The organism is Acinetobacter sp. NBRC 110496, assembly GCF_000876115.1.
Lineage (GTDB): Bacteria > Pseudomonadota > Gammaproteobacteria > Pseudomonadales > Moraxellaceae > Acinetobacter.
Genome location: NZ_BBTF01000013.1, coordinates 63643 through 89076 on the forward strand (window position 1 = coordinate 63643; position 25434 = coordinate 89076).

Consider the following 25434-nt stretch of genomic DNA (forward strand, 5'->3'; position numbering starts at 1 on the left):
CACGCAATCTTCATACATTGAGCTATACTCAGACTGTTTTTATTATCATAGTGAGTTCTCTGTGCCGATTGAATTTATTGCAACATCAAAGCTACCAACCGCTTTTGGTGACTTCAATATTTCCGTGTTTCAAGACCCTGAAACGGGTGAAGAACATGTGGCGCTTTCTAAAGGTTTAGAAACTGCTCCAGATAAGCCCGTACTGGTGCGTATCCACTCTGAATGTTTGACGGGTGATGCCTTTGCTTCGCTTAAATGCGATTGCGGACCACAATTACAGGCGACTCAACGTTTGATTAATGACACAGGTCAAGGCGTGATTTTATATTTACGTCAGGAAGGTCGAGGCATTGGCTTAACCAATAAAATCCGTGCCTATGCCTTGCAAGATCAAGGTCATGACACCGTTGATGCCAACCTGCTATTGAACTTGCCTGCTGATGCACGTCGCTATGATATGTGCAGCATTATGCTCGATCATCTGCAAGTAAAAGAAGTGAAATTAATCACCAATAATCCTTTGAAATTAAAGGCTCTGACTGATTTAGGCATCAATGTAGTTGATCGAGTTCCTTTAACTGTGGGCCGCAATCCATTCAATGAACAATATTTAAAAACCAAACGTGAGCGTATGGATCATCTTTATAAAAAAGATGACTTCTAATTCACTTTATAGAACGTTTAAAAATAAGTCAGTTAAGGGATTTTTATTGTAAAAAACAAAAATCCCTTACTTTTTTTATGGGTTTTATGTTTTGATATAGCCTATTCCTAGATCACTTTACGAGGATCATCATGCAGCACCCAACTTCAGCTGATATTCAACGTGTTCGTGAGTTTTTACTCGATCTACAGGCACGGATTTGTGCAGGACTAGAGCAACAGGAACGTGCAAGCGGCGGTACCGCTGAGTTTATCATTGATGATTGGCAACGAACCGAAGGTGGCGGTGGCCGCTCTCGTGTTTTGCAAAATGGTGAAGTGATTGAAAAAGGTGGGGTGATGTTTTCCCACATCAACATCAGTAAACTGCCCGCTTCTGCGACGGAACGTCATCCACAAATTGCGGGCGCAAAGGCACAAGCGTTGGGCGTATCGCTGGTGATTCACCCGAAAAATCCACATATCCCAACTTCGCATGCCAATGTTCGCTTATTTGTCGCTGAGCCTGAAGGTCAAGATCCAGTGTGGTGGTTTGGTGGTGGTTTTGATTTAACCCCTTTCTATCCTGACGAGCAAGATGTTCTTAACTGGCACCAAACTGCGTATGACCTGTGTCAGCCCTTTGGCGACACGGTTTATGCGGAACATAAGCAATGGTGTGATGACTATTTCTATCTAAAGCATCGTGATGAACAGCGTGGCGTGGGTGGTCTATTCTTTGATGATTTAAATCAATGGGATTTCGAAACCTGCTTTAAATACATTCAAGCCGTGGGTAATGGTTATTTAGCAGCGATCTTGCCAATTTTTGAAAAGCACCGTGAGCAGCCGTATACCGAAGCACAACGTGAGTTCCAGCTGTATCGTCGTGGTCGTTATGTCGAATACAACTTGGTTTATGACCGCGGTACTTTGTTTGGCTTACAAACAGGTGGGCGTATTGAATCAATTTTGGTCAGCTTACCTAATCTGGCAGGTTGGTCGTATCGCCCTGAGTGGGATGCTGACTCAGCAGAAAAACGTCTTACCGATTATTATCTAAAACCAAGAGATTGGTTGAGTTTGCAGAAGTAAAAAGCGGCAATCCCTAATATTTCTATTAGGGATTTTTTTGATTATTGAAATAGACATTTCCACCCTTAAAAATGTACAATAAAAATGTACAATAAAAAGGATTAAAAATGTCTAATATCTCATTTACACATGCCCGAGCGAATCTCGCTAAATTAATTCAGCAAAGCCAACAGGGTCAAAGAACCTTTATTGCCCAACATGGGCATACTTCGGCTGTTCTTATTTCTTATTCTGAATATAAAAAATTACAAGGTGAGCCAGAAAACTTCATGCAGGCTTGGGAAAACTGGCATCAACAAGCACTTCAAGAATTAAATACTGAGAATACTGACTTTCAAACTGAACGAGACACTAGCCAAGGACGTGAGTTTTCATGGTAAGCCAAATCAGTTATTTACTTGATACCAATATCATTTCTGAATTGGCTAAACCTCAACCGAACTCAGCCGTTTTACAACAATTTTATGTCGCGCAACATGAAATTTCGATTTCAAGTATCGTCTGGCATGAATTACGCTTTGGCTGGTTGAGAATGCCTGATGGACAACGCAAGCAGCTCATCACAAAATTTTTACATGATGTGGTGAGTCTGATTCCGATTTTGGATTATGATGCGCAAGCTGCAAAAATCCATGCAGAAATTAGAATACAAACTCAGAAAATGGGAAATAATATTCCTTTTGTTGATGGACAGATTGCAGCTATTGCGATGGCTCAGGGCTTAATTCTAGTCACTCGGAATACCACAGATTTTCAAGCCATAGAAGGATTACGGCAAATCAATTGGTTTACCGACACTACAGATCGCTAAACAACTCAACATATTCCTTGATCATTCTCATGATATTGGTGAATCACTCATGACCAAACAATTTGCTGTTATTGGAAATCCGATTGAACAATCCCGCTCACCTGAGCTTCATCATGCGTTTGCAGCAAAAACTGGGATCGATCTACACTATAAAAAAATTCTTGCAGCCTTAGATGGTTTCGAAAGTGCTGTAAAAGATTTCTTTGCACACAACGGCATCGGCATGAATGTCACCGTACCTTTTAAAGAACAAGCCTTTTCCCTTTGCGACCAACTGACTGAACGTGCCAAGATTGCCAAAGCCGTCAATACCTTATGGATGCAAGATGGCAAACTGTATGGTGATAATACTGATGGTCAAGGCTTGGTTGCAGCGATTCAGGCTTTAAGTTGGGAACTTAAAGAGAGTCGTATTTTAATTTTAGGTGCAGGTGGTGCAACCCGTGGTGTCATTTATCCGCTGGTGCAGGCAGGTGCAAAACAGATTGTGATTGCCAACCGTACCCTCGCCCGTGCTGAACAACTGGTTGACGATTTAAAAGATGCTGTTCCACAAACTCAGCTTAAAGCGATTGGCTTAGATCAGTTAACGGGCGAGTTTGATTTTGTCATTAATGCAACCTCTGCAAGTTTAACTGGTGATCCGCTTCAACTCCCTGAAAATTTAGTATTTCATCATGCTTATGAAATGGCTTATGGCAAACCCTCGAGCTTTCTAGATCAGGCCAAACAACGCCAAGTCCCCTCTACTGATGGTTTTGGGATGCTGGTGGGGCAAGCGATTGAAGCATTTTCGATCTGGAACGGAGTAAAACCAGAGTTAAATGACTTTTTATAATCATCAAAATACAAAAATAAAAAAACCTGCACTTTGCAGGTTTTTTATTGGGGGGATAAAGAAATTATTTCACGGTCAGCATCTTCTGATATACCTGTTTAAAAATCTCATAATCAATAAATTCGTTATGTTCGATTTTTAAAGACTGTATTGATTTTTCAGACAGTTTATTCTTACGTGCATCCACGTACACTTGTCCCAAGATGTTAGCCGTTTGTCCAAGCAAGACTTTTTCCTCATTTGAAGCACCATTTTGCTGTTCGAACTGGATTTGATATTGCTTAGCAAATAACTGTTGCGGCTGTTTATATTGCGACTGAAGTTTTTTCCACGCCTGACGGTCTTTATCGCCATGCATCGCATCCACTACAATACGATTCACCGCTTGACCTAATTTGTCATCGAACTGGCCTTCATTTTCAAGATGATGCTTCTTCTGTAAAGCCTCTATATTTTGCAGGGCCTTACCTTCTGGATTATAGTCGTCTTCACTGGCATACCAATATGCGTACACGCTGGCAATTTCTTGCAGCTCTTGGCTTGAATAACGCTGTACAAGTTGTGGTGTGCTTTCCGTTAATTTCGCAATGAATACGGCTTTATAAGTTGCTTCGTAGGCGTGCGTTGCATCATAACGTTGCTCAGCAATCACTTTGAGTTGATCTTCCAAAGACAGGCTATACGGCTCTGCTGAACGCTCTTGGACACCCGTCTGACCTAATTTCTCAGAGAAGCTATTTACAGCTTGTTCCAGCATTGATCCCTTGCTTGTTTCAGCCCAAGTCTTCGCACGTTTCAATTGCACCTGATCAATTGGTGTCGCTTTGCCATAATTTGAAATCAACATATCAGCTTTGACACTAAAACGTGACTTCAATTCAGATAAGCCATAGTTCAAATCATAGTCTAATTTAACCGCGCGGCCTTGAGCATCCAAGCCAACATCCATAATAAATGGATTTCGTTTTTCAACTGGTGGTAAGGCTTTGACAATATCCGCTTGATGCTTAACCCAAAGTGCCTTAAATGCCTGATCATCAATAAATTGATTTTGATCATATGCAGCAAACTGTTTTTCTACCGTTTGCAGTTTGGCAATATAATCCAAGAAACCTGATTCTGCTTTCTGCCCACCAAAAACATCAATGTCATACACACTTTGGCAATACTGTGCATCGCCATAGGTCGCTTTTGTTACGCTTTGCAATGCTGTACATTGCTCTTTGCTTAAACCCACTTCCTCATCATCCGCCATTGCAACTGAAGCCTCAGCATCAGTCACCTGCGCTGCTTGTGTTGCATCTTCCGCCGCATCTGTACTCCCATCAACCGTATCCTCTTCGGTATCCTCCACACCAAAATGTTGATTCACCAGACGATACAGTTCCTGACTCACGACACTGGCATCATCAACAGCATCTTTCTTACTCAATAATGAAGCTGTTTTTGCTGATTTAGATGGGCTCGCAGCATCCACCTCACTGGCAATCAACTTTTCCAGGTTTTCTTCTTTGATATTGAGAACACTTTGCATAAAGTATTTTTCATTGATTTTACTATACAAGTTCGCTTGTAAAATCAGCTCTTCAATCGAACTTTTTAAACGGATTTTCTCTACGATTCCTGCGGCCTGTTCAGCAGAAGAGACTGGTAAAGCCTGAATATTATGTGGATCTGCAAGACGATAATACACGGCACTGGAAGCTTTCACGTAGTCAGCAAATTTTTTGTAATCCACTTGCTTGAACAAATGCTGGTATTTAGAAAAATCCAAATAGGCAAGATTATTTTGATTTTCTTTATTGACCAAATATGGCATCAAAGCAAAGTAATTAATGTAAAACTTATAATTGTTCAAATCAAGCACCATCGGTACTTTCGCCTGAACTAACAGGGTTGGCTTCTCATAACGTGCGGTTAAATTAAATGATCCAACTTTCTGACGATAATGTACTGAACCATCATATTCAAACTGCATATCATTCAGCACATTGGCCATAATTTCGGTGAATTTATCAGCTTTAGATCGGCCATAACCTTTTTGCTCTTGTGCCAACGCCACATACAAAGCCTGTTTCTGCCGGTTGTTTAAATTGACCTTCTGATCTCTTAAGTATTGATCTATTTTTTGCTTCACTGCTGCATCTAAAGCTGAATTGTCTTCTTTTGCCTTACTTTTAGTCTGGTCAGACTCTATCTGGATTTTAAATTTTCCACGATAATCATAACTCGGATATTCATATATCGCATTGATGCTATTGATGACCTTTTGTTCCAGACCTGCCGAAGCTGTATTGGTTTTAATGACATGTTGAGAACATGCTGAGAGACTCAGCCCCATTAAACATAAAGTTAAATATTTTAGACGCATAGCTTTACCAAACACCTTTATATCATTATATTTTCAATTCTAAAATTGAGTAATTTTCACATTTCATTTCAGTTTTCACCGCAACAGAAATGTGGTTTTTCTAAGAACTTGCCTTCAAGGAAATTCGCTTTTCTGACATTCTTTTCCCTAGTGATTATCAATGTATTTTTATCAGCATTGTGAATAATCAAAGTATCGAAACAGATAATCCAAAATGATTCAAATACAGGATTAAGATTATGCCAGCTTATAAAGCCCCGCTCCGTGATATTCGTTTCTTAATGAACGAAATGTTAGATTATCCAGCACATTACCAAACTTTGACAAGTGGTCAAAATGCGGATGCTGAAACAGTGGATATGATTCTTGAAGGTGCGGCAGATTATTGCGAAAACGTACTTTCTCCACTCAATCAATCAGGTGATGAAGAAGGCTGTACCTTTAACAATGGCGAAGTGACAACACCAAAAGGTTTTAAAGAAGCGTATGACCAATTCGTCATGGGTGGGTGGCAAGGTCTTTCTTATCCAGAAGAGTTTGGTGGTCAAGGCTTGCCGATGTCTTTAAACCTGATCAAATCTGAAATGATGGGAACGGCTAACTGGTCATTCACCATGTATCCAGGTTTGAGCACAGGCTGTATGAATACCATCATGCAGTTCGGTACAGACGAGCAAAAAAATACCTATATGCCTAAACTGGTTGAAGGGACTTGGTCAGGCACCATGTGCTTAACTGAACCACAATGTGGTACAGACTTAGGCCAAGTAAAAACCAAAGCAGAACCTGCTGCTGATGGTACATACAAAATCTCTGGGACTAAAATCTTCATCTCTGCTGGTGAGCATGATTTAACTGAGAACATCATTCACATCGTATTGGCTCGTCTTCCAGATGCACCAGCAGGCACACGTGGTATTTCTCTATTCATCGTGCCTAAATTCATCCCGACTGCGGATGGCGGTGTAGGTGAACGCAATACCGTTTCTTGTGGTTCAATCGAACACAAGATGGGGATCAAAGCATCTGCAACAGCCGTGCTGAACTTTGACAATGCTACAGGTTATCTGATCGGTGAAATCAACAAAGGTTTACACGCGATGTTTACCTTTATGAACACTGCACGTATCGGTACCGCAGTTCAAGGGATTGCGCACGCTGAACTTTCATTCCAAGGCGCTTTACCGTATGCGAAAGACCGTATGTCTATGCGTGCCCTTTCTGGCAAGAAAGAACCTGAGCGTGTAGGTGATGCAATCATTCACCATGCTGACGTTCGTCGTATGTTATTGACGCAAAAAGCGATTGCTGAAGGTGGTCGTTCAATGATCTATCATGCAGCAAAACTTACAGACAAAATGACAGATGCTCTGGTGAGTGGTGATCAAGCAGCGTATGAAGCTTATGATGACAAACTCGGTTTCTACACCCCAATCTTAAAAGGTTTCTTGACTGAGCTTGGCTTAGAAGCAGCCAACCACGGTATGCAAGTATACGGCGGTCATGGCTATATCCGTGAATGGGGCATGGAACAAATCGCACGTGATGCACGTATCTCTACTTTGTATGAAGGGACGACGGGGATTCAGGCACTGGACTTGATTGGCCGTAAAGTGCTACTCAGCTCGAAAGGTAAAGTGGTTCGTGACTACACTGCTGAAATCTTGAAGTTCTGTGCAACGCACGCACGTAATAAGTACCTTCGCCGTTTTGCTTGGGACTTAACTAAGCTTTGCGCACAATGGAATACTTTAACCGTTCGTATCATGCTTGCTGCACGTAAAGACCGTGACATCGTTTCTTCAGCTTCGGTTGATTTCTTGATGTTCTCTGGCTATGTGATGATGGCTTACTTCTGGGCACAACAAGCAGTGGTTGCTTCAGAGAAATTAGAAGCAGGTAACGGCAGCGAAACCCCTGAATTCTATAAAGCAAAAATCAAAGTCGCCGATTTCTACTTTGACCGTTTATTGCCACGTGCACAAGGTCATGCAGAAGCAATGGTGACGACATCTCGTACTTTGACATCGCTTGCACCTGAACACTTCAGCTTCGATTACTAATTGCAGCTGCAATAAAAAAAGAGCGCTTAATGCGCTCTTTTTTATTGGGGAAATATTATTCCGCTTTCTTAAAAACATAAGCCTGCTGTGGAAATGGGTAGTCTTTAAAGAACTTACGGTTACGCCCGTTGTCGCCATTCCAGATTTTATCCAGATCTAAAACCAGATCCTGATTCGGATTAATCTGATAATACAAATTAACATCCGCAGCATCACAACGAATCATAATTTCATTCAATTCTTTATGCACATGCCACTGTACCTGCTTACAGGTCTGCTCGATCTTGGCAGTGTTGCGTGACGGATCTGAACCTAGACGGCTAAAACTGGTATTGGTCCAGAATACAGAGCCATCATCCATTAAATTCAGAATATATTCTGCTTCTTTCTCATTATTCACACAACCCGCAAAAGCATCACTACATGGAATACGTGCATGATAACGCCCCGCATAAATGAGGTCTGCTTCAGAAGGTTGACTCAAGTTATGTTTACGATCGGCAGAATACGGTAATGTCGCTTGTCCTGCCACTTGAGTGAGTGACACGCCCTGCGCATCAGATTCACTTTGTTCCTGTTCATCTGCAAGCACTTCACTTGCATTACGACTTGGTTGCGTCTGGGCTTGTTGCTTTACTGGATCTGGATGACGACTATCACACGCAATCAAGCCAAAACTCAATAAAACTCCTACACTAACAAGCTGTAAGAATAACCTGAACTGCATATCCTAAATCTCTAACATCAACATCATTATCGCGTTCATTTCACAAACATCTTCCAGACTGTGGAAAATATAAGGATCATTCAAATATTCGTCTATTCCCCAAAAGGGGAATAACAAATTCGATAAGACTGAAATAGCAAATTGAAAAAGCAGTATGCTTTAATTCGGTGCATTTTAGGTGATGCTGTTGATTTTTCCATCACAGATTTACACAACTTAACCAATCTCCCATCTGTTTAAACTTTAAAAAAAACTGTTCGCCCTTATCTCTTAATTAACAGCAACTCATATTGAAACAATTTATTTTTTGCTGCTGTTTCATAAATTTAAGGAGAAGAACTCGATGGCCAATTCTGGTTTATATCGCTCAAACCAACAAAGCATGATCGCTGGTGTAATGGGCGGTATTGCGGAACGATTTGGTTGGAACGCAAATTTATTACGCCTGATCTTTGTTGTGATCTCACTCATGAGCGCAGCTTTTCCAGGTATTTTAGTCTATTTGATTTTATGGTTGGTGATTCCAAAACAGCAGCAAGCGCGTGTTGATCATGTACAAGGCTATCAGCAACCAGTGAAAACCATTTATGAAGACCAAAGCATAAAACGTTAATTTTCTGTTCCCTTTTTGGTCGCTACGGTTGAAATTCCCCCTTATCCAGCCGTAGCTTTTTTTATCTAAAATTCAGGCTTGACGACTAAGCTGCTGTTGTAAGGCAGCAATCATATCCGCTCGACTCACAATTCCAATCAAGCGTTGTTCGTCTACGACAGGAATGTAGTTAAACGACTTTTCTACAAAGTAAGGGACTAGAGCCTGGATCGGCTGCATAGGGCTTACCGTCACGACTTTATGGCTCATGATTTGTCGAACGTAATGCTGCCATGAATTTCGTGGATCTGTCGCGCCTTTAAACCATTCCACCACTTCATATAAAGCCAAAGTTCCAACCAAATGATCTTCGGCATTGACCACAGGCAAACTCATTAAATTCACTGCCTTAAACTTGTCTAGCGCATGATGAATATCATCCTGCTCATGCAGTTTAATGACATCACGACTCATAATGTCCTGACAGACAAATGCGTTCACCAGACGTTCATTGGCATGCGTCTGTGCTTCCAGAATAATTTTTTCCAAGTCGTACTGACTAATATCCAACAGTTCTGTGTGACGCTCTAAGGCGTATTCAATATCTTTGGGCTGAATCGAAACTTTCTGGGTCGGTGTCGGATCTTTAGAACGCTCATTCACATGCGCTGTCACTGGATAATGGCGTCCAATCAAGCGATTAAAAAACACCGCAAACAGTAATAATAAAATTGAGTTCAGCAATACGGGGTACAAGATGAAGTGAAAACCCAACCGATGGACAGCTTCTCCGCCAAGCACTGCGGTAATTGCGACAGCCCCACTCGGTGGATGCAGAGAATCAGTTGTCATCATCACAAAAATCGCCAAGCCCACAGCCACACTAAAGGCACTGGTGAGATCGGGTAAATATTGCGTACAGGCAACACCGATGAATCCAGCAAGGGTATTTCCGACGATCACATTCCAAGGCTGCGCCAAAGGACTGTTGGGTAGTGCAAATAACAACACAGAAGAAGCGCCCATCGGCGCGATATACCATGCATTCATACCGCCCAAGACATACCAACTAATCAGTGATGAAATTGCCAATCCACATAAAGCACCAACACCTGAGAGCACCCTCTCTTTTAAGGGCATAACCTTATAATTGGGTTTGAGAAAATTTAGCCAGTCTGATTGGATCAAGCTCACAATGCACCTTGCTGGAATCGTGTTGTTTTATTCGATGCAGCAGTATACGCCTACTCAAGCTTAAGGTGTATTTAAATTACAGTTTTAAGTCATGACTAAAACGATTAAATAAGAAAGCTGATCAATTTAAATATTCTTTTAGCTGTTCCAATCGCTCAGCATATTTTTGCATTGGGCAAAATTCATACATCGGCGAACCAATATAAGCACCTGCATTTCGGCATTCCTGATCCACAAAATTTTTCCAGAGTTGCTGCGATTTCATAATGTCATTATAACGTTCAGGCTGCTTGTATTCCTGACTCTGTTTCTTAATTTGATCCAATAACTGTACGATCTGTTTGGCATATAAGGTTTTAGTTCTGGTACTGCAGATTTCCACCACTGCATTGTTGATGTTACCCAACTTTAATTCTTGAATGGTGTCATCAACACATTGGCTATAGGGATCTGTTACTTTATCCTGCGCTTTAGCCAATACATTACCACTCAAACAGGTCATGATCAGTAATGCGACTTTAAACATTAATTTTGTCATTGATTGGCTCTTTTATTTTTTGTCATCTATTCAAATCATAATCAAAAATTATGCCGATGCTGATTTTTATTCTTCCACATACGGCTGGTCATGGTTGTGATGCAATCTATTTTGCAAGGATCCAACTAGGCTAAACATATTTTTCATTCAGATAACGCCAATAACGTTTCGGCAGATATTGCACATGCAATTTAATATTCTGCCGTTCTTTAATATTGATACTCTGAAAATAATCCTTCCAAAGCTGATCATATAAGATCTCTTGTTCATCCAACTCTAACTGAAAACTTTGGCTACCGCCTTTTTGCAGATTGCGATCAATCTGATCAGCATCCATAACGACCTCATGAATCTGCTTGAGGTCGTAATAAAGACCATAGTTACGTTGTTCATCATAAATCAGCCAGCGCTGATCCTGATAGCGCCGTTTAAAATGTGGCTGAATCAAAGGCAACACATTAAAATCGGGACGGACTAAACTCAAAAATAACCCATCTGTGCTTTTCTTAAAACGCACAAAAGCCTCCATCCTATGCTTTTCGCGCCCAACTTTTTTGGTCCACTGTGAAATCGCCAACACACTGGGATGTAAATAGTCTTTTTCAACCGAATAGGACTGCTGAAATACATAGATGCAATAATTAAAGAGATGCTGATAGGCCTCTAGTGACTCAGACAAGGAGGCAAAATAAATCTGCTTTAGCGCAGCTGGGGAAAGCTTTTGCTGTAAGGCAGACCACACCCGTTGGGCATGTTGCTCATGATTGGACACATCAATAACCTCGGAAAATAAGCCATGTTGTGTCTCACCCAGTAAACAAAGTTGCACATCAAACTCTTTGAACTGAAATGCGCGAAATACACAACTCAGCAACCCCAGCATTGAGCCATCAAAACAATAATTGAGTTTCTGAGTCAACATTACTAAAACCCCAAACTCAGCTGTGGAGACAGTGGCTTGATATATTTAGATGAACCTTGGGTCAAAATTTGCTGACGGATAAAACCAGAAGAAAGTTCCTTCTGGAAACGTGGACTGTCTTCACAACGAATAAAATATTGCGCACGGGAATAAGCTACACCTAATTGCTTTAACAAGTCGATATGGATTTTGCCAAAACGACGGGCATGCACAATTTTCTTGGCAGATTTCACCCCGATGCCGGGCACGCGCAAAATCATAAAGTAATCAGCACGATTTAAATCCACCGGAAACTGCTCAGGATGACGTAAGGCCCAACTCAGTTTCGGGTCAACATCTAAGTCCAGATGCGGGAAGCGCTCATTCACGATTTCATTGACCTGAAAACCATAAAAACGCATCAACCAATCACTCTGATACAGTCGATTTTCTCGTAGCAACGGCGGTGCAGAACCCACCGCAGGTAGATAATTATTCTCGGTATTAATCGGGATATAGCCTGAGAAATAGACCCGTTTTAACTTAAATTCTTTGTAGTGCCGATCTGCCATAAACAGTACATCCTGATCGGTTTCCTGATGTGCACCTACCACCATCTGCGTAGTTTGCCCTGCTGGGACATATTTCGGCACATGCTTGATAATTTGACGCTCATCTTTAAGCTGAATTAAGCGATCCCGAACCAGCCCCAAATCTTTTTGTACTTCTTGATGTGATTTTTCAGGTGCAAAGGCTTTTAAACCGACCTCGGTAGGCATTTCTAAATTAATACTCATCCGATCTGCATATAGACCTGCTTCATGAATCAATTCAGGGGAAGCACCTGGAATGGTTTTAAGATGAATATAGCCATTAAAGTTTTCTTCTAGGCGTAGTTTCTTAACCACTTGCAGCATCCGTTCCATGGTATGGTCGGCGGATTTAAAAATACCTGAACTGAGAAATAATCCTTCAATATAATTTCGTCGATAGAAATTAATAGTCAAGTCAACCACTTCCTGCACCGTAAATGCGGCCCGTTTCACATCATTGGAACGGCGTGACACACAATAGGCACAGTCAAAAATACAGACATTGCTGAACAGGATTTTTAGCAGAGAAACACAGCGTCCATCTTCAGTATAGCTGTGACAAATCCCTGCCCGACTGGCGTCACCCAGACCTTTATCTTTATTTTTACGGTCACTGCCGCTGGATGAACAGGACACATCATATTTGGCAGCGTCCGCTAAAATTTGTAGCTTTTCACGAATGCGATCAGACATTTCAAACGACCTGAGGAGAACAGAGGATATCGTTTAAAAATTAACATTTCAAAGTTGTGAAATTAAGAGCATGTGAGATGCTACACGTCATGAGCTGACGTGAGGATTTTCCTCTTCAGTACAGATTGTTGATTTCAAGGGAATATAATCTATCTATAATAAAATGAAGAAAACTTTATTTCTTCCATCTCATGTACAATTTTTTATCTTTATTGCCGAGCTTATTTTTAACCTTCCTACTAGCCGCCTGTAGCTCTAAAAATGAGCCCGAATTCATCGAAGTAAAGACTTTTCAATCCACTCAAAGCCCATATTTTATAAAAGCATTTACTTTAATTAAATATAACAGAACATGTTTTTTACAGACATCAGCAATTCTTGAAGATGGAAATGAAATCAATAAAAACTGGGGGTTCATGGAGGGTAAGGCATTTTTAGTCGATGATAATACACCGAGAAATCCATCCATAACCCCCTCTCAAAGTTCAACTGCCGATCAACAGATAGAAGAATACATTCAACAAATGAAAATTAACCAAGAAATTACCTATATGAAAGGTTTGCTCTCTGCCAAAAGTAGAAATGAATGCGGAATAAAATAACTTTTTTTATTTCTGATCAGAACTTGCTGGCGAAGTGCTAGAAGCCTTTGCCACTCCTCTACAAAATCCTTATACTTAAGCACAATTTTTGTTTGATTCCAGTGGATGCACCATGAGTCGTGCTATATCGCATATTGATACCTTTCAGGGCTTAATTCTTGCCCTACAAAACTATTGGGCGGAGCAAGGCTGCGTCGTATTACAACCATATGATATGGAAATGGGCGCAGGTACTTTCCACACTGCAACCTTCTTACGTGCATTGGGGCCAGAAACCTGGAACGCGGCTTATGTTCAACCATCACGTCGTCCGAAAGACGGTCGTTATGGCGAGAACCCGAACCGTTTACAACACTACTATCAGTTCCAAGTGGTACTTAAGCCAAACCCAGACAATATCCAGCAGCTTTATCTTGATTCATTAAAAGCCATCGGAATTGATACCCTCACTCACGATATTCGTTTCGTTGAAGACAACTGGGAATCTCCAACCCTTGGCGCATGGGGCTTAGGTTGGGAAGTTTGGTTAAATGGTATGGAAGTGACACAGTTCACTTACTTCCAGCAAGTTGGTGGTATTGAATGTTACCCAGTTACGGGTGAAATCACTTACGGCCTAGAACGTCTGGCGATGTACCTGCAAGGTGTAGACTCAGTTTACGATCTGGTTTGGACCAAAGGTCAATTCGGTACCGTAACTTATGGTGATGTATTCCATCAAAACGAAGTTGAGCAATCAACCTATAACTTCGAATACGCGCCAGTCGATAAAATGTTTGAATTGTTTGACTTCTATGAAGCTGAAGCGTCTCGTTTAATCGAAGCTGAATTGCCACTTCCTGCTTACGAGCAAGTGATCAAAGCATCGCATTGCTTTAACTTGTTGGATGCCCGTGGTGCGATTTCGGTAACTGAACGTCAACGTTATATTTTACGTGTCCGTACTTTGGCGCGTTCAATTGCTCAAAGTTATGTGGCGGCCCGCGCGAAACTTGGTTTCCCAATGGCAGAACCACATTTGCGCGATGAAGTATTGGCTCAACTTAAAGCACAAGTTGAAGCAGAAGCTTCATTAAAAGCAAAAGACTAAAGTTGTTTTTCTGATGCAAAATCCTCACTCTATTGTCCATTATGGTATTGACGATCAGCAGCAAAGTATTGCCAATGCCGTTAAAAATGGTCAATGGGTGAGTGCTGCCAACAATACCAAGTGGTCTGAGCTGATCACATTTATGCAAAATGACGACTGGAGTCCTAGTTATCGTTATTGCTGGATCAGTAATAAATTTATCAGCAATTGGGATGTTGAGTGGTTTGGTCATTTACCCTATCCATTCGCAGGGGTGTTATGGCTAGACTTAAGTACATTAGAGCATCAGATTGAAAAGCCTTGGGGACATAAAAAAATCATTGACCACTCGGCTCGATTTAAAAATTTATTGGTAAAGATTGGTTTAGAGTTTGAACAACGTGAAGATGTCATTCGGATTTGGGGATACCTACCCAAAGATGAAACGGATTTTCCACCCCAAACCAACTTTGTACAGCCACACCATATTTTTTCGGATACATGGAAATGACACATACCGTACTATTTGAATTGGGTTGTGAAGAACTTCCACCCAAAAGCTTAAAGACTTTGCGTGACGCACTTAAAGCAGAAACTGAAAAAGGCTTAAAAGAGGCAGGCTTAAACTTTGCCTCTATCGAAGCCTATGCTGCACCACGTCGTTTAGCATTGAAAATTGTTGATATCGATGCAGCTCAGGCAGATACACAAAAACGTTTTGATGGCCCTGCGGTACAAGCGGCTTATGATGCTGAAGGCAAACCGACCAAAGCACTTGAAGGCTTTATGCGCGGTCAAGGCATTAGCGTTGACCAGCTTTCGACGTTCCAAGCTGGTAAAGTTGAAAAAGTGTGCTTCTTGAAAGATGTCAAAGGTCAAAGCCTTGATGTTTTACTGCCACAAATTTTACAGACTGCATTGGATAACTTACCTATCGCAAAACGTATGCGTTCAGCAGCAAGCCGCACTGAATTCGTTCGTCCAGTAAAATGGGTGGTATTGCTCAAAGATGATCAAGTGGTTGAAGCAACCATTCAAGATCACAAAGCAGGTAATGTGACTTATGGTCATCGTTTCCATGCACCTGAAGCCGTGACTTTGGCACATGCAAATGACTACTTGGTGACTTTAGAACAAGCATATGTAGTTGCAAACTTTGAAAAGCGTCAAGCGACGATTCAAGCACAAGTCAAAACATTGGCAGATGAAGTCAATGCGACTGCTATTGTGCCAGCAGACTTGCTTGATGAAGTCACCAGTCTGGTTGAATGGCCTGTAGCTTTACGTGCAACTTTCGAAGAACGTTATTTAGCGGTTCCACAAGAAGCCTTGATTACCACCATGCAGGATAACCAAAAGTATTTCTGCTTAATCAACGCCGAAGGTAAATTACAGCCTTACTTCATTACCATTTCAAATATTGAGTCTAAAGATCCGACTCAAATCATTGAAGGCAATGAGAAAGTTGTACGCCCTCGTTTGTCTGATGCGGAATTCTTCTTCTTGCAAGATCAAAAGCAACCGCTTGCCTCTCGTAAAGAAAAATTAGCCAACATGGTCTTTCAGGCGCAATTGGGTACGCTGTGGGACAAATCACAACGTATTGCGAAATTGGCTGTGGCATTGTCTCCAATTACCAGCGCTAATGTGGCTGATGCTGAGAAAGCAGCATTACTGGCGAAATGTGACTTAACCTCTGAACTTGTCGGTGAATTCCCAGAACTTCAAGGGATTGCAGGCACCTACTATGCACGCCTTGAAGGTGAAAATGTTGAGGTCGCCGAAGCTTTAGGTGAGCAGTATTTACCGAAATTTGCGGGCGATGTATTGCCGCAAACCAAGACAGGTACCACCATTGCCCTTGCGGATCGTTTAGATACATTGGTCGGTATTTTCGGTATCGGTCAAGCACCAACAGGTTCGAAAGATCCATTTGCATTACGTCGTTCTGCAATCGGTATCTTGCGTTTAATCATCGAAAATGAACTCGATGTGACGATTGAAGAGTTAGTGAACTTTGCCTTGCAAGGTTATGGCGATGTGGTTAAAGATCATGATAAAACCCGTGCGGATGCCGTGGCATTCCTGGAAGGTCGTTACCGTGCCAAGTATGAAGATCAAGGCGTTGCGGTTGATGTGATTCAAGCGGTTCAAGCGCTTGCACCAAAATCTCCTCTTGATTTTGACAAGCGTGTCACTGCAGTCAACCATTTCCGTACTTTGCCAGAAGCGGCGGCATTGGCTGCGGCAAACAAACGTGTTGCCAATATTCTTGCTAAAGAAGCGACACCAGAAGGTGCTGTGGTTGAAGCCAATCTAGTTGAAGCTGCTGAAAAAGCACTTTATGCAGAGTTGTCTACCCTCACACCTGTGGTTCAGCCATTGCTTGCTGCACGTAACTACACTGAAGCGTTGTCTAAGCTGGCTGCGCTTCGTGCGCCAATCGATGCTTTCTTTGAAGGTGTAATGGTGATGGCAGATGATGCAGAATTAAAAGCCAACCGTTTACGTTTATTGGCTCAGTTGCGTGATTTATTCACGGCAATTGCAGATGTAAGTGTATTGCAGGGTTAAGCCTGTATTTATTTGAATGCTTAAAGAAACCTGCTAGTAATAGCAGGTTTTTTATGAACTTTGATTAATAAAAATGATTCAATCTAAAAATTACTATCGTATCGATCTCATTCTTACCGTTATACATGCCGCTTTACTCTTAATCAGTTGGGCAGCCTACCAACACTATCCATTCATTCGAACCAAACCCGATATGAGTGGCCTGTTTTTTATGATCATTTCGATTTTGGGTGGAATGATTGCACTGATTATTTTGGCAGTTGTCTTACCCCGTTTAGATCAATCTGTCAGTCAATTAGCGCTCAAGAAATTTTTATTTTCCTCGCTCTACTGGATCAGCAGCAGCATCATTTTTATTTTATTTGGCAATACAGTATTGCTCTTTAATCAGCCACTCCCTTGTATCCTGACTTTCTCATCTATCTTTTTAGGCTCAATCTACTTATCCGTTATACGATTTGCAAATATACGTAAACAAGATTACTTCATTTTTTTAGGCATTTTTGGCGTTTTATTTCTCTTCTTTTTCTGCATAAGTTTTAGTTAAAGGTTACGTACCGTATCAATTTCATATCATCCCCACTCTTTTCTTCGCTCCAACGATAAGATATAAAATCTCGATTGCGACCCTATCGCGGAAAGGACAGAAAAGATGATGAATAAAGTACAACTATTATGTTTAACCACTGCATTGGCGGCATCGTCTTCTCTATGGGCAGCAGACACAACCAACACCACAAGCACTGCTTCTAATGCTGTGCCTGAAAAAGCCATGCCCTATGGCGACAACCCAAGTCTAGGGCGCATCCTGCTCTATAAAACAGGTAAAGGCATGCAGAATTTGGGCGATTCAATCCAAGGTGCATCGGATAACACCTCGCAAAAGATGAGTGAAAAATGGAAAAGCACCAAAGAATACTCAGCTGAACAAGCTGAAATCGTGCAAGAGCAAACCAAGAAAGCGACACAATACACGGCTAAGAAATGGCAAGACACCAAAGATGCTGTCGTGGGGACCAATGAGGGTAATGTCCCGATTGAACGTGCTGAACTTAGTCAGTCCTCAAAAAACTAAATGCCAAGGCCTCGATAACGTAGAGGCTTTTTTATTTCTTCAAATTTAATCCAACCTCAACAAACTTGAGCCCTGCCGAATACCACTACATAAAAACGGCACAATATGGATTTTAAAAATAAGCCTTAAATTTACAGTGCTTACTCAAAACATTCATTGAATTTCACCGACTTTGCCGACACACTCAAACGCATAAATTCATAGGATCGGAATTTTTGCATATGACCCAACACCCTCTCAAAACCAGTCTACTTTGCTGCGTCAGTGCAATCAGTTTTACTGCTTGTTCGACACTTTCCACCCAGAGCAACATCACCCAGCCCTTACAACAAGTGAAAAATATTGGTGCGACACCCTCAACGCAAGGTAATATTGCAAAATTAATCAAACATGATCATCACTGCCTGATTGAGTTTACTGGCTATTTCGAGGGTGGTCAGGCAGTTGAACGTTGGGTCTTTAATCAACATGGGTTAATTTCAGCAAACTCTACAACGCAATACTATAAAGATAAAATTCTTGGCCAACCGGCAATCGCAACCACCTTTGATGTACAAGATGCGACTACTCAAGCCAATTTCCAAAAACTACAAAGTAATTTTAGCGCCAGTAACCTAGCACAGTGCCATTAACTAAAAAAACGCGTTGCATCTATCTCTAGCTGCAACGCGTTATGGCTTTTAAACTATTTTAGATCAATCTTTTAACTACACAATCATCTTAATTTGAACTAAGCCCACTGGTTGCAGCAAGTAAGTCAATACGTGGGAACACTAAACCCGTGCGTGTATCGGTAATGGGTTTACCCGTCACTCTTAAACGATTCACCGTTTGATCAATAGTTTCGGATGGCGTCACACCATTGGCACGTAATAATGCAATTGCGCCTGCCACGTGCGGTGCCGCTTGTGAAGTACCGCCTTGAGTTTCACCGCCTGCAGTAATCATCGCGCCTGGTGCCAATAAAGTCACTAATGAGCCGCCATTACTAAAGCAGGTAATTTTATCAGCTGCTGTGGTTGGATCAGAACACTTCAACGGATTGCCCCACGATACGCCGCCAATATTGCTATCGTAGACTGCACCTACGCGAACTGCACCTGCCACACACGCAGGAGAAGAAATCCCATCAGCAAAGGCGTCATTGCCCGAAGCCACCACAGGCACGACACCTGCTGCTCGTGCATTGGCAAATGCAGTGCCATAACTACTGTTACTACATTCAGAGGTATATTTCACCCCAGGCGTCCCCAAACTTAAATTAATCGCTTTAATATTATAAGTTTGTGCATTATTCACGGCCCAATTAATACCCGCCAGAATATCACTGTCATAAGCCGTACTCACTAATTGTCCCTGTGATCTCACCTTTCTAAAAGCATCAATTCCGATAATTTTGGTTTTACTTGCAACTTTGGCAACAATGGCTGAAACGTTACTACCATGTCCATCATCATCTAAGCTGTTATCGTCAGGCGCACTATCAAAAGCATAGACCACGCGACAGCTTGAAGCTGGGGTATTAACTGCGGTACAGCCAAAATCAGCATGTTTATAATTTACCCCTGTATCAATCACCACCACACTGGTGCCTTCTCCAGTAAAGCCATTACTCACCGCTTGTGGCTGATTAATTAAAGGCAAACTTTGCATGGTCGTTGGCACATTTTTACGATTTGGATAAACACCTTTGACATTCGGATCATTTAAAACCTGTGCCAGCGTTTCCCGATTCTGAATACGATATAAGCCCAAAGGTAAACCATTAAACTCTCTTAAGGTTTGAAAGCCGGCTGCTTTATCAAATTTATTTTTAAACTGGTTTTTACCCTCTGCAATCAGGCTACGTTTTTCTCGCCCCAAAGCAGTGCGGGTTGCACTGTTCTCATATTCGATCAATAAATCATTTGAATCATTATCGAGCAAGGCAGCAAGATTAATTTTACCTTTCTCGACCTTGTTTAATGCTGCCAAGCTGAGACTTTGTTTGAGTTGCACCGCATTCAGTGTCGCGGCGGAAGTGGTCGTGGTGATAAAAGTACATAAGCTTAAAAGTAATAAAGTTTTATTGTTCACTATTCATCTCCATCGTTCTTGGATAAAGAACTGTTTTATTGCCTGTTTTTCTTGGGTAAAGAAATCCAGATCATTTAAAGTGTTTTAATTTCATTTGCTGGATCAGTTTCAGGATCAATCGGTTGTATCGAAGGATCGCTTTTGGTGTCATAAAATTGGTCATCTTTTTGAGTTTTATCCAATTTATTTAACATGGTTGAGGTGGTATGTTCTGTGGCTTTGTTCTCCTGTGGATGTAAAACGGTTGCACTTACCCCTGTTTGTTCAGGGTGAATTTGATAAATCGCAGCATCAGCTGCTGAACTGTTCGATTCTGCTGGTTCAAAATAAAAAACCACCACACCGAGCCCGATTAAGACAAGTAGGAATGCTGCAATCTGTTTCATTTATATTCTCCAGCGCTCTTTATTGGCCATGACTTGGTTTTCAGTTTTTTCTATGCACAATGCGAATAAATTTTAATATTCACTTTATATTTCACCTATATCTTCAAATAAAATACGATTTAAATCGTCGTGTTATCTAAAAATACCGCAAGCTTCTGCTTTAGTTTTATACGTTTAAAAGTACAATTAACACCCTAAAGATCGATCTTATGACAAAAAATATTAGCTAAAAAAGCCAAATCATGAGTTCACATCGATATACCAAGCAATAAAAATGCCATTTTTTTAATCAATTTGAAATGAGTTTAAATCAATTTAGATATTCTTAATTTTCATATTCATTTAGCTAAAAAATAAGAAATAAAGTTAATAATAATTGTCTTAAAAACAATCTAAAATTTATTTTTTACAGCAACTTATATTTATTAAAAAACATTACTTTTCACGTGCTTAACACAAAAACATATCTCCACAATTTCTCGCCAGATTGTTTTCAAGCTGTAATCTGGTTGTAACGTTTGATGAAAATCACACATTTCTGTTTTTTTGCTCGCTATGATGCAATGGCGTTGATGAAGTACCTCAATACGGTACATCGCTTAAGGAAATCGCAATGAAAAAAATGATCAAAACAGCTATCGTCACAACTAGTATCCTCACCTCTGTTTCCGTTTTTGCACAGAATGTTGATGCAAATGCCAGTGGCTCAGCTCAAGTCAATGTACAATCTGGTGGACTGCTTAAAGGCGTCACAGGTGCAGTCAAAGGTACAGCACAAGGCGTTGGTCAAGTCGCACAAGGCGTTGGCCAAACTGCACATAATGTGGGACATGCTGCGGTAAATACAGGTGTTTCAGCCACACAAAAAACTGTGAGCGCAGCAAGCAATGTTGGCTCAACCGTTGTCAATAAAACTGGTGAAGCAGTAAAAACCACGACAAACTATGCAGTAGATAAAGCTGTAGATGGCAAAGAGTTGGCCGCAGATACTACTGCAAATGTAAAACAACGTATTGCAGAGAAGAAGAATGCAACTCAATCTAAATCGCTCAATGTTGGCGCTCAAACCAACGCGCAAGCACAAGTCAATGGTAAAACCTCATCTGTAAATGCCCAAACAGGCTTGAATGCAGATAAGAAGAACCTACAAACTGGTGCGAATGTCGGTGTAAAAGTGCTTGGTGTTAATGCGAACGTCAATACCAATGCCAAAATTGGCAGAAACTAATTAAAATCTAATCTAAAAAGCCCTTTGCTGCGTCAAAGGGCTTTTTTATACACATGATTTCACTCAGCAAAGTTGCAGCTTGCTTTGCTCATCCGTGTTATTTTCAATAAAATGAGTTAGACCGTGTGCATCACAACATAGGCTCAGCTGTTTATAGCTCAGACTATAGAAATCTGCGTAGTGTTTAAACACCAACGGCGATTGATCCAGCGCAAAAGGTTCACCCTCTTTGACCAATTTATGAATACCTCGATCATTCATCGTGAGGAAATAATATTCATCATTCAATCTCAGTTTGACCAAGCTATTGGCCGTCAGGTTTAAAGGCAAGAGATAGGCTGGATTGGCTGCAATGATGTCAGCGCTGTAGCTCTCTAATTTCAAGCTTGCCAGATTAAACACCAGAAACTGATTCTGCGCATTGATCACATTGGCGGGTAATGTCTCGCTGTGTTGTACAAAATGCAGATGAACTCCTAGCTTATGCAGATTCTGTTCTGTCCCCTGTTTCAAATTAAACAGCTGTTGTACCAGTTTTTGTTTAAGGATCGCATCAAAATAACGCTCATCTAAAGCCATTTCATTCTGCTCTAGAATTTTTAATAAGGCATGATGATGGCGTGGCAATAAGGCATCGAGTACGTGACGATAATAGAACTTGCTCTGCTTCTTAACCTCCCGAACGCGTTGATAGAAATACGTGATTTCAAATGGTTTAACCACAAAATCATTCAACAGCTGGGAACTTGCCAACACGGAAAGTGCTTCATGACCTGTAAAAGGTAGATGAATCACATGCATTTTAGGCAATAAAGGCTGAATCTTTAAGAAATGCTCTTTATCTTCTGCAAAGTACGGATCATAGACGATGATGTATTCACGCGATGCATCCACTTCATCGGCCTGAATCTGCATATCTTGATGGATAGAAGTATCAAAGAACTCAGCATAACGGCGATCCTGTACCACATCAGGATCAATCGAAAATTGTGGTACAAAAGCCACGATCTTTTGCATATTCAATAAGTTTGAATACTTGATTGCAGCATAGCCACCCATTGAGCCGCCATAACCCACAATATCCTTGAATTGCTGCAAAATCGGCTGGATCTGTTGCTGCATCTGCAACATGCTCGTTTTCGGAAACCATGATTTTTGCTTCGGCATAATACCGATCACATTGTACTGATATTTGATTAAGGATTTTTCAGCATTAATTGACATGCCTTTCGCGCGACTAATCAAATCACCAAACGAAATCACTAAAGTGTCACTTGCACCTTTTAAAAAAATAACGCGAATATGCTCATCTTCAAATATTATTTGCTTATCCATGCTCACACTGAAAAATTGATCCTAGGCTTGTAGCAAAAAGTCACCAAATGATCGCTTTGCCAAACCATAATTGCGGAGTATCTTATTTTATAGAGTTAAGACAGATTAAAAAGCGCAAAAAATGACACAATCCTTACATCCTGCTGCTGAAAAAGGCTTTAGTTTAGGGGCCGAACTATACCAACAGGTGCGCCCTAGTTACCCGCAAGAAATAGTAGTTTGGCTGCAAGATCGGCTCCAAATAGGTAAAAGCTCCACGGTTGTTGACCTCGGTGCTGGGACTGGCAAATTCTTACCCTCCCTGATTCAGACACAGGCCAAAGTGATTGCCGTCGAGCCTGTCACGGAAATGTTACAGCAGCTTCAACAGACCTATCCAACTGTCGACTGCCTGCAAGCATTCAGTAGCGAGCTACCATTCGTCAATGCGTCAATTGATGCCATTCTGTGTGCTCAATCGTTCCACTGGTTTGCCAATATTGAAACTTTAACTGAAATCCATCGGGTCCTCACCGCATCTGGACACTTGGGGCTGATCTGGAATCAGCGTGATACCCGTGTCGATTGGGTCAAAGCCTTGGCCGATGCAATTGCCCCCTTGGAAGGTAACACCCCTCGTTATCATAGTGAATTATGGAAACAGGTCTTTGAGAACCAAACGCTATTTAAATTAGATGGATTACAGACCTTCCAGCAGTCACATCAGGGGACTGTCGAACAAGTGGTCAGTAAACGCTTGCTATCCACCAGTTTTATCGCAGCAATGCCGACCGTTGAACAGCAACAACTCAAAGCAAAGTTTGAACAAATTGTATTTGATTTTACAGGTTTAACTGCACAAGATCAGATTAGTTTCCCCTATACCACCTTTGCCTACCATTTTCAGAAAATATCAAATTAATTATTGAACGAGTTGAACTATGTCTAAGCTTAAAACCACCTTTGCCATCACCTGCCTACTCAGTTCAGTGCTGCTGCTCAACGCTTGTAATAAGGACAAAGAACCAGCGGCAAATAAGGAGCAGCAAAGCAGCTCGGCCAAAGATGCGATTGGTCAACTCAATCAAACCCCGATTAAACATTTCCCAGCCACAGCAGATGATGGGCATGATATTGCCATCTTGGATGACTATGACCGTCGCTTTACCGATATGAGTGATAGCATGGAAATGGAACTGGCCAAGATGAAAGAGGCCAATAGCTTAACTCCAGAATTCGAGCAGCAACGCCAAAAAGATAACGTGAACTCCGCATTGAAGATGCTCAAAGAACTGGAACTCAAAACTGAGCAAGGACGTTATATTCAGGGTTTACTCTATGATTATTGGGATCATCAGGCCAAGGTTCTAGAACAGGCAAATCGCAGTACTAGCCCTCAAAAGACAGATACCAGCCAACAGGTCAATCATCTCAATGAATATCTACATGCACAAAGCCAGTTACACTACTGGAGAAATGCGCAACCAGCTGAAACCAAAATGCAAGCTGAGTAACTGAAATAAATAAAAAAGGGACTAATGCCCCTTTTTTATTGCAAATTCATTATTAAATATTCTGTTTCTCAATCCAGTGAATTGAGCTCACACGGAACAGTTCACACGCACCATCGCCGACACCACCTGGAGTTAATGACGATTTCCACACCAAGTCCTTATCTCGGATCTCGACCAACTCGCCCTTTAACTGCACCAAGTCACCTCGTTTCACTTGTTTGATTTGTTTCGCAATCTCTGGATTGGCCGGAATAATATGCATATTAGACACCATTTTGATCGCTTGATCTGGTGGTACGGGTAATTTTGTCATTTTCCAGTTTAGATAACGGTCATACTGACGCACATCGATGGTTCTTGCAATTGCTGGATCAGCAAAAAGTCCCAGACTCACCGCATAGTCAATCGGAGAAAATTTGGCTTGCTCGTCATCCTGATAGACTTTTGAACCGAGAATACGGAAATTTCCATCAAAAGGTTTGAGGACTGAAATCGATTGATAGGCCACCGTAGGCGCTAAGCCATTGGCAATATTATA

27 protein-coding genes are annotated in these 25434 nt (G+C 41.3%); 17 read left to right on the top strand and 10 right to left on the bottom strand.

The annotated features are described in order from the left end of the window. Nucleotides 1–61: 61 nt before the first annotated feature. The 5 genes from ribA (at nt 62) to aroE (ending at nt 3386) form a co-directional block, all read left to right on the top strand. The gene (gene ribA, locus Aba26S_RS08820) at nt 62–664 is read left to right on the top strand and encodes a GTP cyclohydrolase II (protein ID WP_043971465.1); all 603 of its coding nucleotides are present in this window, start codon (nt 62–64) and stop codon (nt 662–664) included. A 131-nt stretch (nt 665–795) separates the two neighbouring features. Continuing rightward, nucleotides 796–1737: an oxygen-dependent coproporphyrinogen oxidase gene (hemF, locus tag Aba26S_RS08825; protein WP_043971425.1), complete on the top strand. Its 942-nt coding sequence runs from the start codon at nt 796–798 to the stop codon at nt 1735–1737. Nucleotides 1738–1844: 107 nt separating this feature from the next. Next, a complete protein-coding gene (locus Aba26S_RS08830; RefSeq protein ID WP_005238519.1) occupies nt 1845–2117 on the top strand; it encodes a type II toxin-antitoxin system Phd/YefM family antitoxin in 273 nt (90 codons plus the stop codon). Next, complete coding sequence (locus tag Aba26S_RS08835) at nt 2111–2548, top strand: type II toxin-antitoxin system VapC family toxin (protein WP_043971428.1); 438 nt, start codon at nt 2111–2113, stop codon at nt 2546–2548. Before Aba26S_RS08830 ends, Aba26S_RS08835 begins: the two co-directional genes overlap by 7 nt. A gap of 49 nt (nt 2549–2597) precedes the next feature. Continuing rightward, on the top strand, nt 2598–3386 hold the full coding sequence (aroE, locus tag Aba26S_RS08840) for a shikimate dehydrogenase (RefSeq protein ID WP_005238517.1): 789 nt from the start codon (nt 2598–2600) through the stop codon (nt 3384–3386). Between the two features lie 64 nt (nt 3387–3450). Here aroE and Aba26S_RS08845 read toward each other — a convergent pair whose 3' ends face one another. Then, nucleotides 3451–5757, bottom strand: coding sequence for a hypothetical protein (locus Aba26S_RS08845; RefSeq protein ID WP_043971468.1), 2307 nt, complete (start codon nt 5755–5757; stop codon nt 3451–3453). Between the two features lie 239 nt (nt 5758–5996). On the opposite strand from Aba26S_RS08845, the gene Aba26S_RS08850 reads away from it, so the two are divergent. Next, nucleotides 5997–7820 (top strand): acyl-CoA dehydrogenase C-terminal domain-containing protein, encoded by a 1824-nt coding sequence (locus tag Aba26S_RS08850; protein WP_043971431.1) that lies wholly within the window; start codon nt 5997–5999, stop codon nt 7818–7820. 55 nt (nt 7821–7875) lie between these two features. Here the strand turns inward: Aba26S_RS08850 and Aba26S_RS08855 are convergent, their stop codons facing one another. Beyond that, on the bottom strand, nt 7876–8547 hold the full coding sequence (locus Aba26S_RS08855) for a hypothetical protein (RefSeq protein WP_043971433.1): 672 nt from the start codon (nt 8545–8547) through the stop codon (nt 7876–7878). A gap of 343 nt (nt 8548–8890) precedes the next feature. On the opposite strand from Aba26S_RS08855, the gene Aba26S_RS08860 reads away from it, so the two are divergent. Further along, a complete protein-coding gene (locus Aba26S_RS08860; protein WP_043971435.1) occupies nt 8891–9160 on the top strand; it encodes a PspC domain-containing protein in 270 nt (89 codons plus the stop codon). 72 nt (nt 9161–9232) lie between these two features. Here Aba26S_RS08860 and Aba26S_RS08865 read toward each other — a convergent pair whose 3' ends face one another. The 4 genes from Aba26S_RS08865 to Aba26S_RS08880 all read right to left on the bottom strand — a co-directional run bounded on the left by Aba26S_RS08865 (nt 9233) and on the right by Aba26S_RS08880 (nt 13058). Then, entirely contained in the window at nt 9233–10333 is a 1101-nt protein-coding gene (locus Aba26S_RS08865; protein ID WP_043971438.1) for an HPP family protein, read from the bottom strand. A gap of 121 nt (nt 10334–10454) precedes the next feature. Continuing rightward, nucleotides 10455–10871 (bottom strand): lysozyme inhibitor LprI family protein, encoded by a 417-nt coding sequence (locus tag Aba26S_RS08870; RefSeq protein ID WP_043971440.1) that lies wholly within the window; start codon nt 10869–10871, stop codon nt 10455–10457. Nucleotides 10872–11001: 130 nt separating this feature from the next. After that, the gene (locus tag Aba26S_RS08875) at nt 11002–11793 is read right to left on the bottom strand and encodes a TIGR03915 family putative DNA repair protein (protein WP_043971442.1); all 792 of its coding nucleotides are present in this window, start codon (nt 11791–11793) and stop codon (nt 11002–11004) included. 2 nt (nt 11794–11795) lie between these two features. After that, nucleotides 11796–13058 carry a putative DNA modification/repair radical SAM protein gene (locus tag Aba26S_RS08880; RefSeq protein ID WP_005238500.1) on the bottom strand — a complete coding sequence of 421 codons (1263 nt, stop codon included), beginning with the start codon at nt 13056–13058 and terminating at the stop codon, nt 11796–11798. 191 nt (nt 13059–13249) lie between these two features. Between Aba26S_RS08880 and Aba26S_RS08885 the strand changes: the two genes are divergently transcribed. The 7 genes from Aba26S_RS08885 to Aba26S_RS08915 all read left to right on the top strand — a co-directional run bounded on the left by Aba26S_RS08885 (nt 13250) and on the right by Aba26S_RS08915 (nt 19010). Then, entirely contained in the window at nt 13250–13660 is a 411-nt protein-coding gene (locus Aba26S_RS08885) for a hypothetical protein (RefSeq protein ID WP_043971444.1), read from the top strand. Nucleotides 13661–13772: 112 nt separating this feature from the next. Further along, on the top strand, nt 13773–14750 hold the full coding sequence (glyQ, locus tag Aba26S_RS08890) for a glycine--tRNA ligase subunit alpha (RefSeq protein ID WP_004657598.1): 978 nt from the start codon (nt 13773–13775) through the stop codon (nt 14748–14750). A 13-nt stretch (nt 14751–14763) separates the two neighbouring features. Beyond that, nucleotides 14764–15240, top strand: a complete 477-nt coding sequence (locus Aba26S_RS08895; RefSeq protein ID WP_005238496.1) for a DUF6678 family protein — start codon at nt 14764–14766, stop codon at nt 15238–15240. After that, nucleotides 15237–17303 (top strand): glycine--tRNA ligase subunit beta, encoded by a 2067-nt coding sequence (gene glyS / locus Aba26S_RS08900; RefSeq protein ID WP_043971446.1) that lies wholly within the window; start codon nt 15237–15239, stop codon nt 17301–17303. Before Aba26S_RS08895 ends, glyS begins: the two co-directional genes overlap by 4 nt. Before the next feature lie 73 nt (nt 17304–17376). Then, a complete protein-coding gene (locus tag Aba26S_RS08905) occupies nt 17377–17850 on the top strand; it encodes a hypothetical protein (RefSeq protein ID WP_005238492.1) in 474 nt (157 codons plus the stop codon). Nucleotides 17851–17955: 105 nt separating this feature from the next. Then, nucleotides 17956–18378: a hypothetical protein gene (locus Aba26S_RS08910; RefSeq protein WP_043971449.1), complete on the top strand. Its 423-nt coding sequence runs from the start codon at nt 17956–17958 to the stop codon at nt 18376–18378. 221 nt (nt 18379–18599) lie between these two features. Continuing rightward, nucleotides 18600–19010, top strand: a complete 411-nt coding sequence (locus tag Aba26S_RS08915; RefSeq protein ID WP_043971451.1) for a hypothetical protein — start codon at nt 18600–18602, stop codon at nt 19008–19010. A gap of 88 nt (nt 19011–19098) precedes the next feature. Here the strand turns inward: Aba26S_RS08915 and Aba26S_RS08920 are convergent, their stop codons facing one another. Both Aba26S_RS08920 and Aba26S_RS08925 read right to left on the bottom strand, forming a co-directional pair. Next, on the bottom strand, nt 19099–20454 hold the full coding sequence (locus Aba26S_RS08920; protein WP_043971454.1) for a S8 family serine peptidase: 1356 nt from the start codon (nt 20452–20454) through the stop codon (nt 19099–19101). 74 nt (nt 20455–20528) lie between these two features. Then, the gene (locus Aba26S_RS08925) at nt 20529–20840 is read right to left on the bottom strand and encodes a hypothetical protein (protein WP_005238483.1); all 312 of its coding nucleotides are present in this window, start codon (nt 20838–20840) and stop codon (nt 20529–20531) included. Between the two features lie 613 nt (nt 20841–21453). Here Aba26S_RS08925 and Aba26S_RS08930 point away from each other — a divergent pair. Continuing rightward, entirely contained in the window at nt 21454–22068 is a 615-nt protein-coding gene (locus Aba26S_RS08930) for a hypothetical protein (RefSeq protein ID WP_005238481.1), read from the top strand. Nucleotides 22069–22131: 63 nt separating this feature from the next. Here the strand turns inward: Aba26S_RS08930 and Aba26S_RS08935 are convergent, their stop codons facing one another. Continuing rightward, nucleotides 22132–23403 (bottom strand): hypothetical protein, encoded by a 1272-nt coding sequence (locus Aba26S_RS08935; RefSeq protein WP_043971456.1) that lies wholly within the window; start codon nt 23401–23403, stop codon nt 22132–22134. Between the two features lie 121 nt (nt 23404–23524). Here Aba26S_RS08935 and Aba26S_RS08940 point away from each other — a divergent pair, with 121 nt between their 5' ends. After that, the gene (locus Aba26S_RS08940; RefSeq protein WP_043971459.1) at nt 23525–24304 is read left to right on the top strand and encodes a class I SAM-dependent methyltransferase; all 780 of its coding nucleotides are present in this window, start codon (nt 23525–23527) and stop codon (nt 24302–24304) included. 19 nt (nt 24305–24323) lie between these two features. Beyond that, nucleotides 24324–24896, top strand: a complete 573-nt coding sequence (locus tag Aba26S_RS08945; protein WP_043971461.1) for a hypothetical protein — start codon at nt 24324–24326, stop codon at nt 24894–24896. Nucleotides 24897–24948: 52 nt separating this feature from the next. On the opposite strand, the gene Aba26S_RS08950 is transcribed toward Aba26S_RS08945, so the two are convergent. Then, on the bottom strand, nt 24949–25434 hold a 486-nt coding region (locus Aba26S_RS08950), incomplete at its 5' end, for a hypothetical protein (protein ID WP_052500215.1).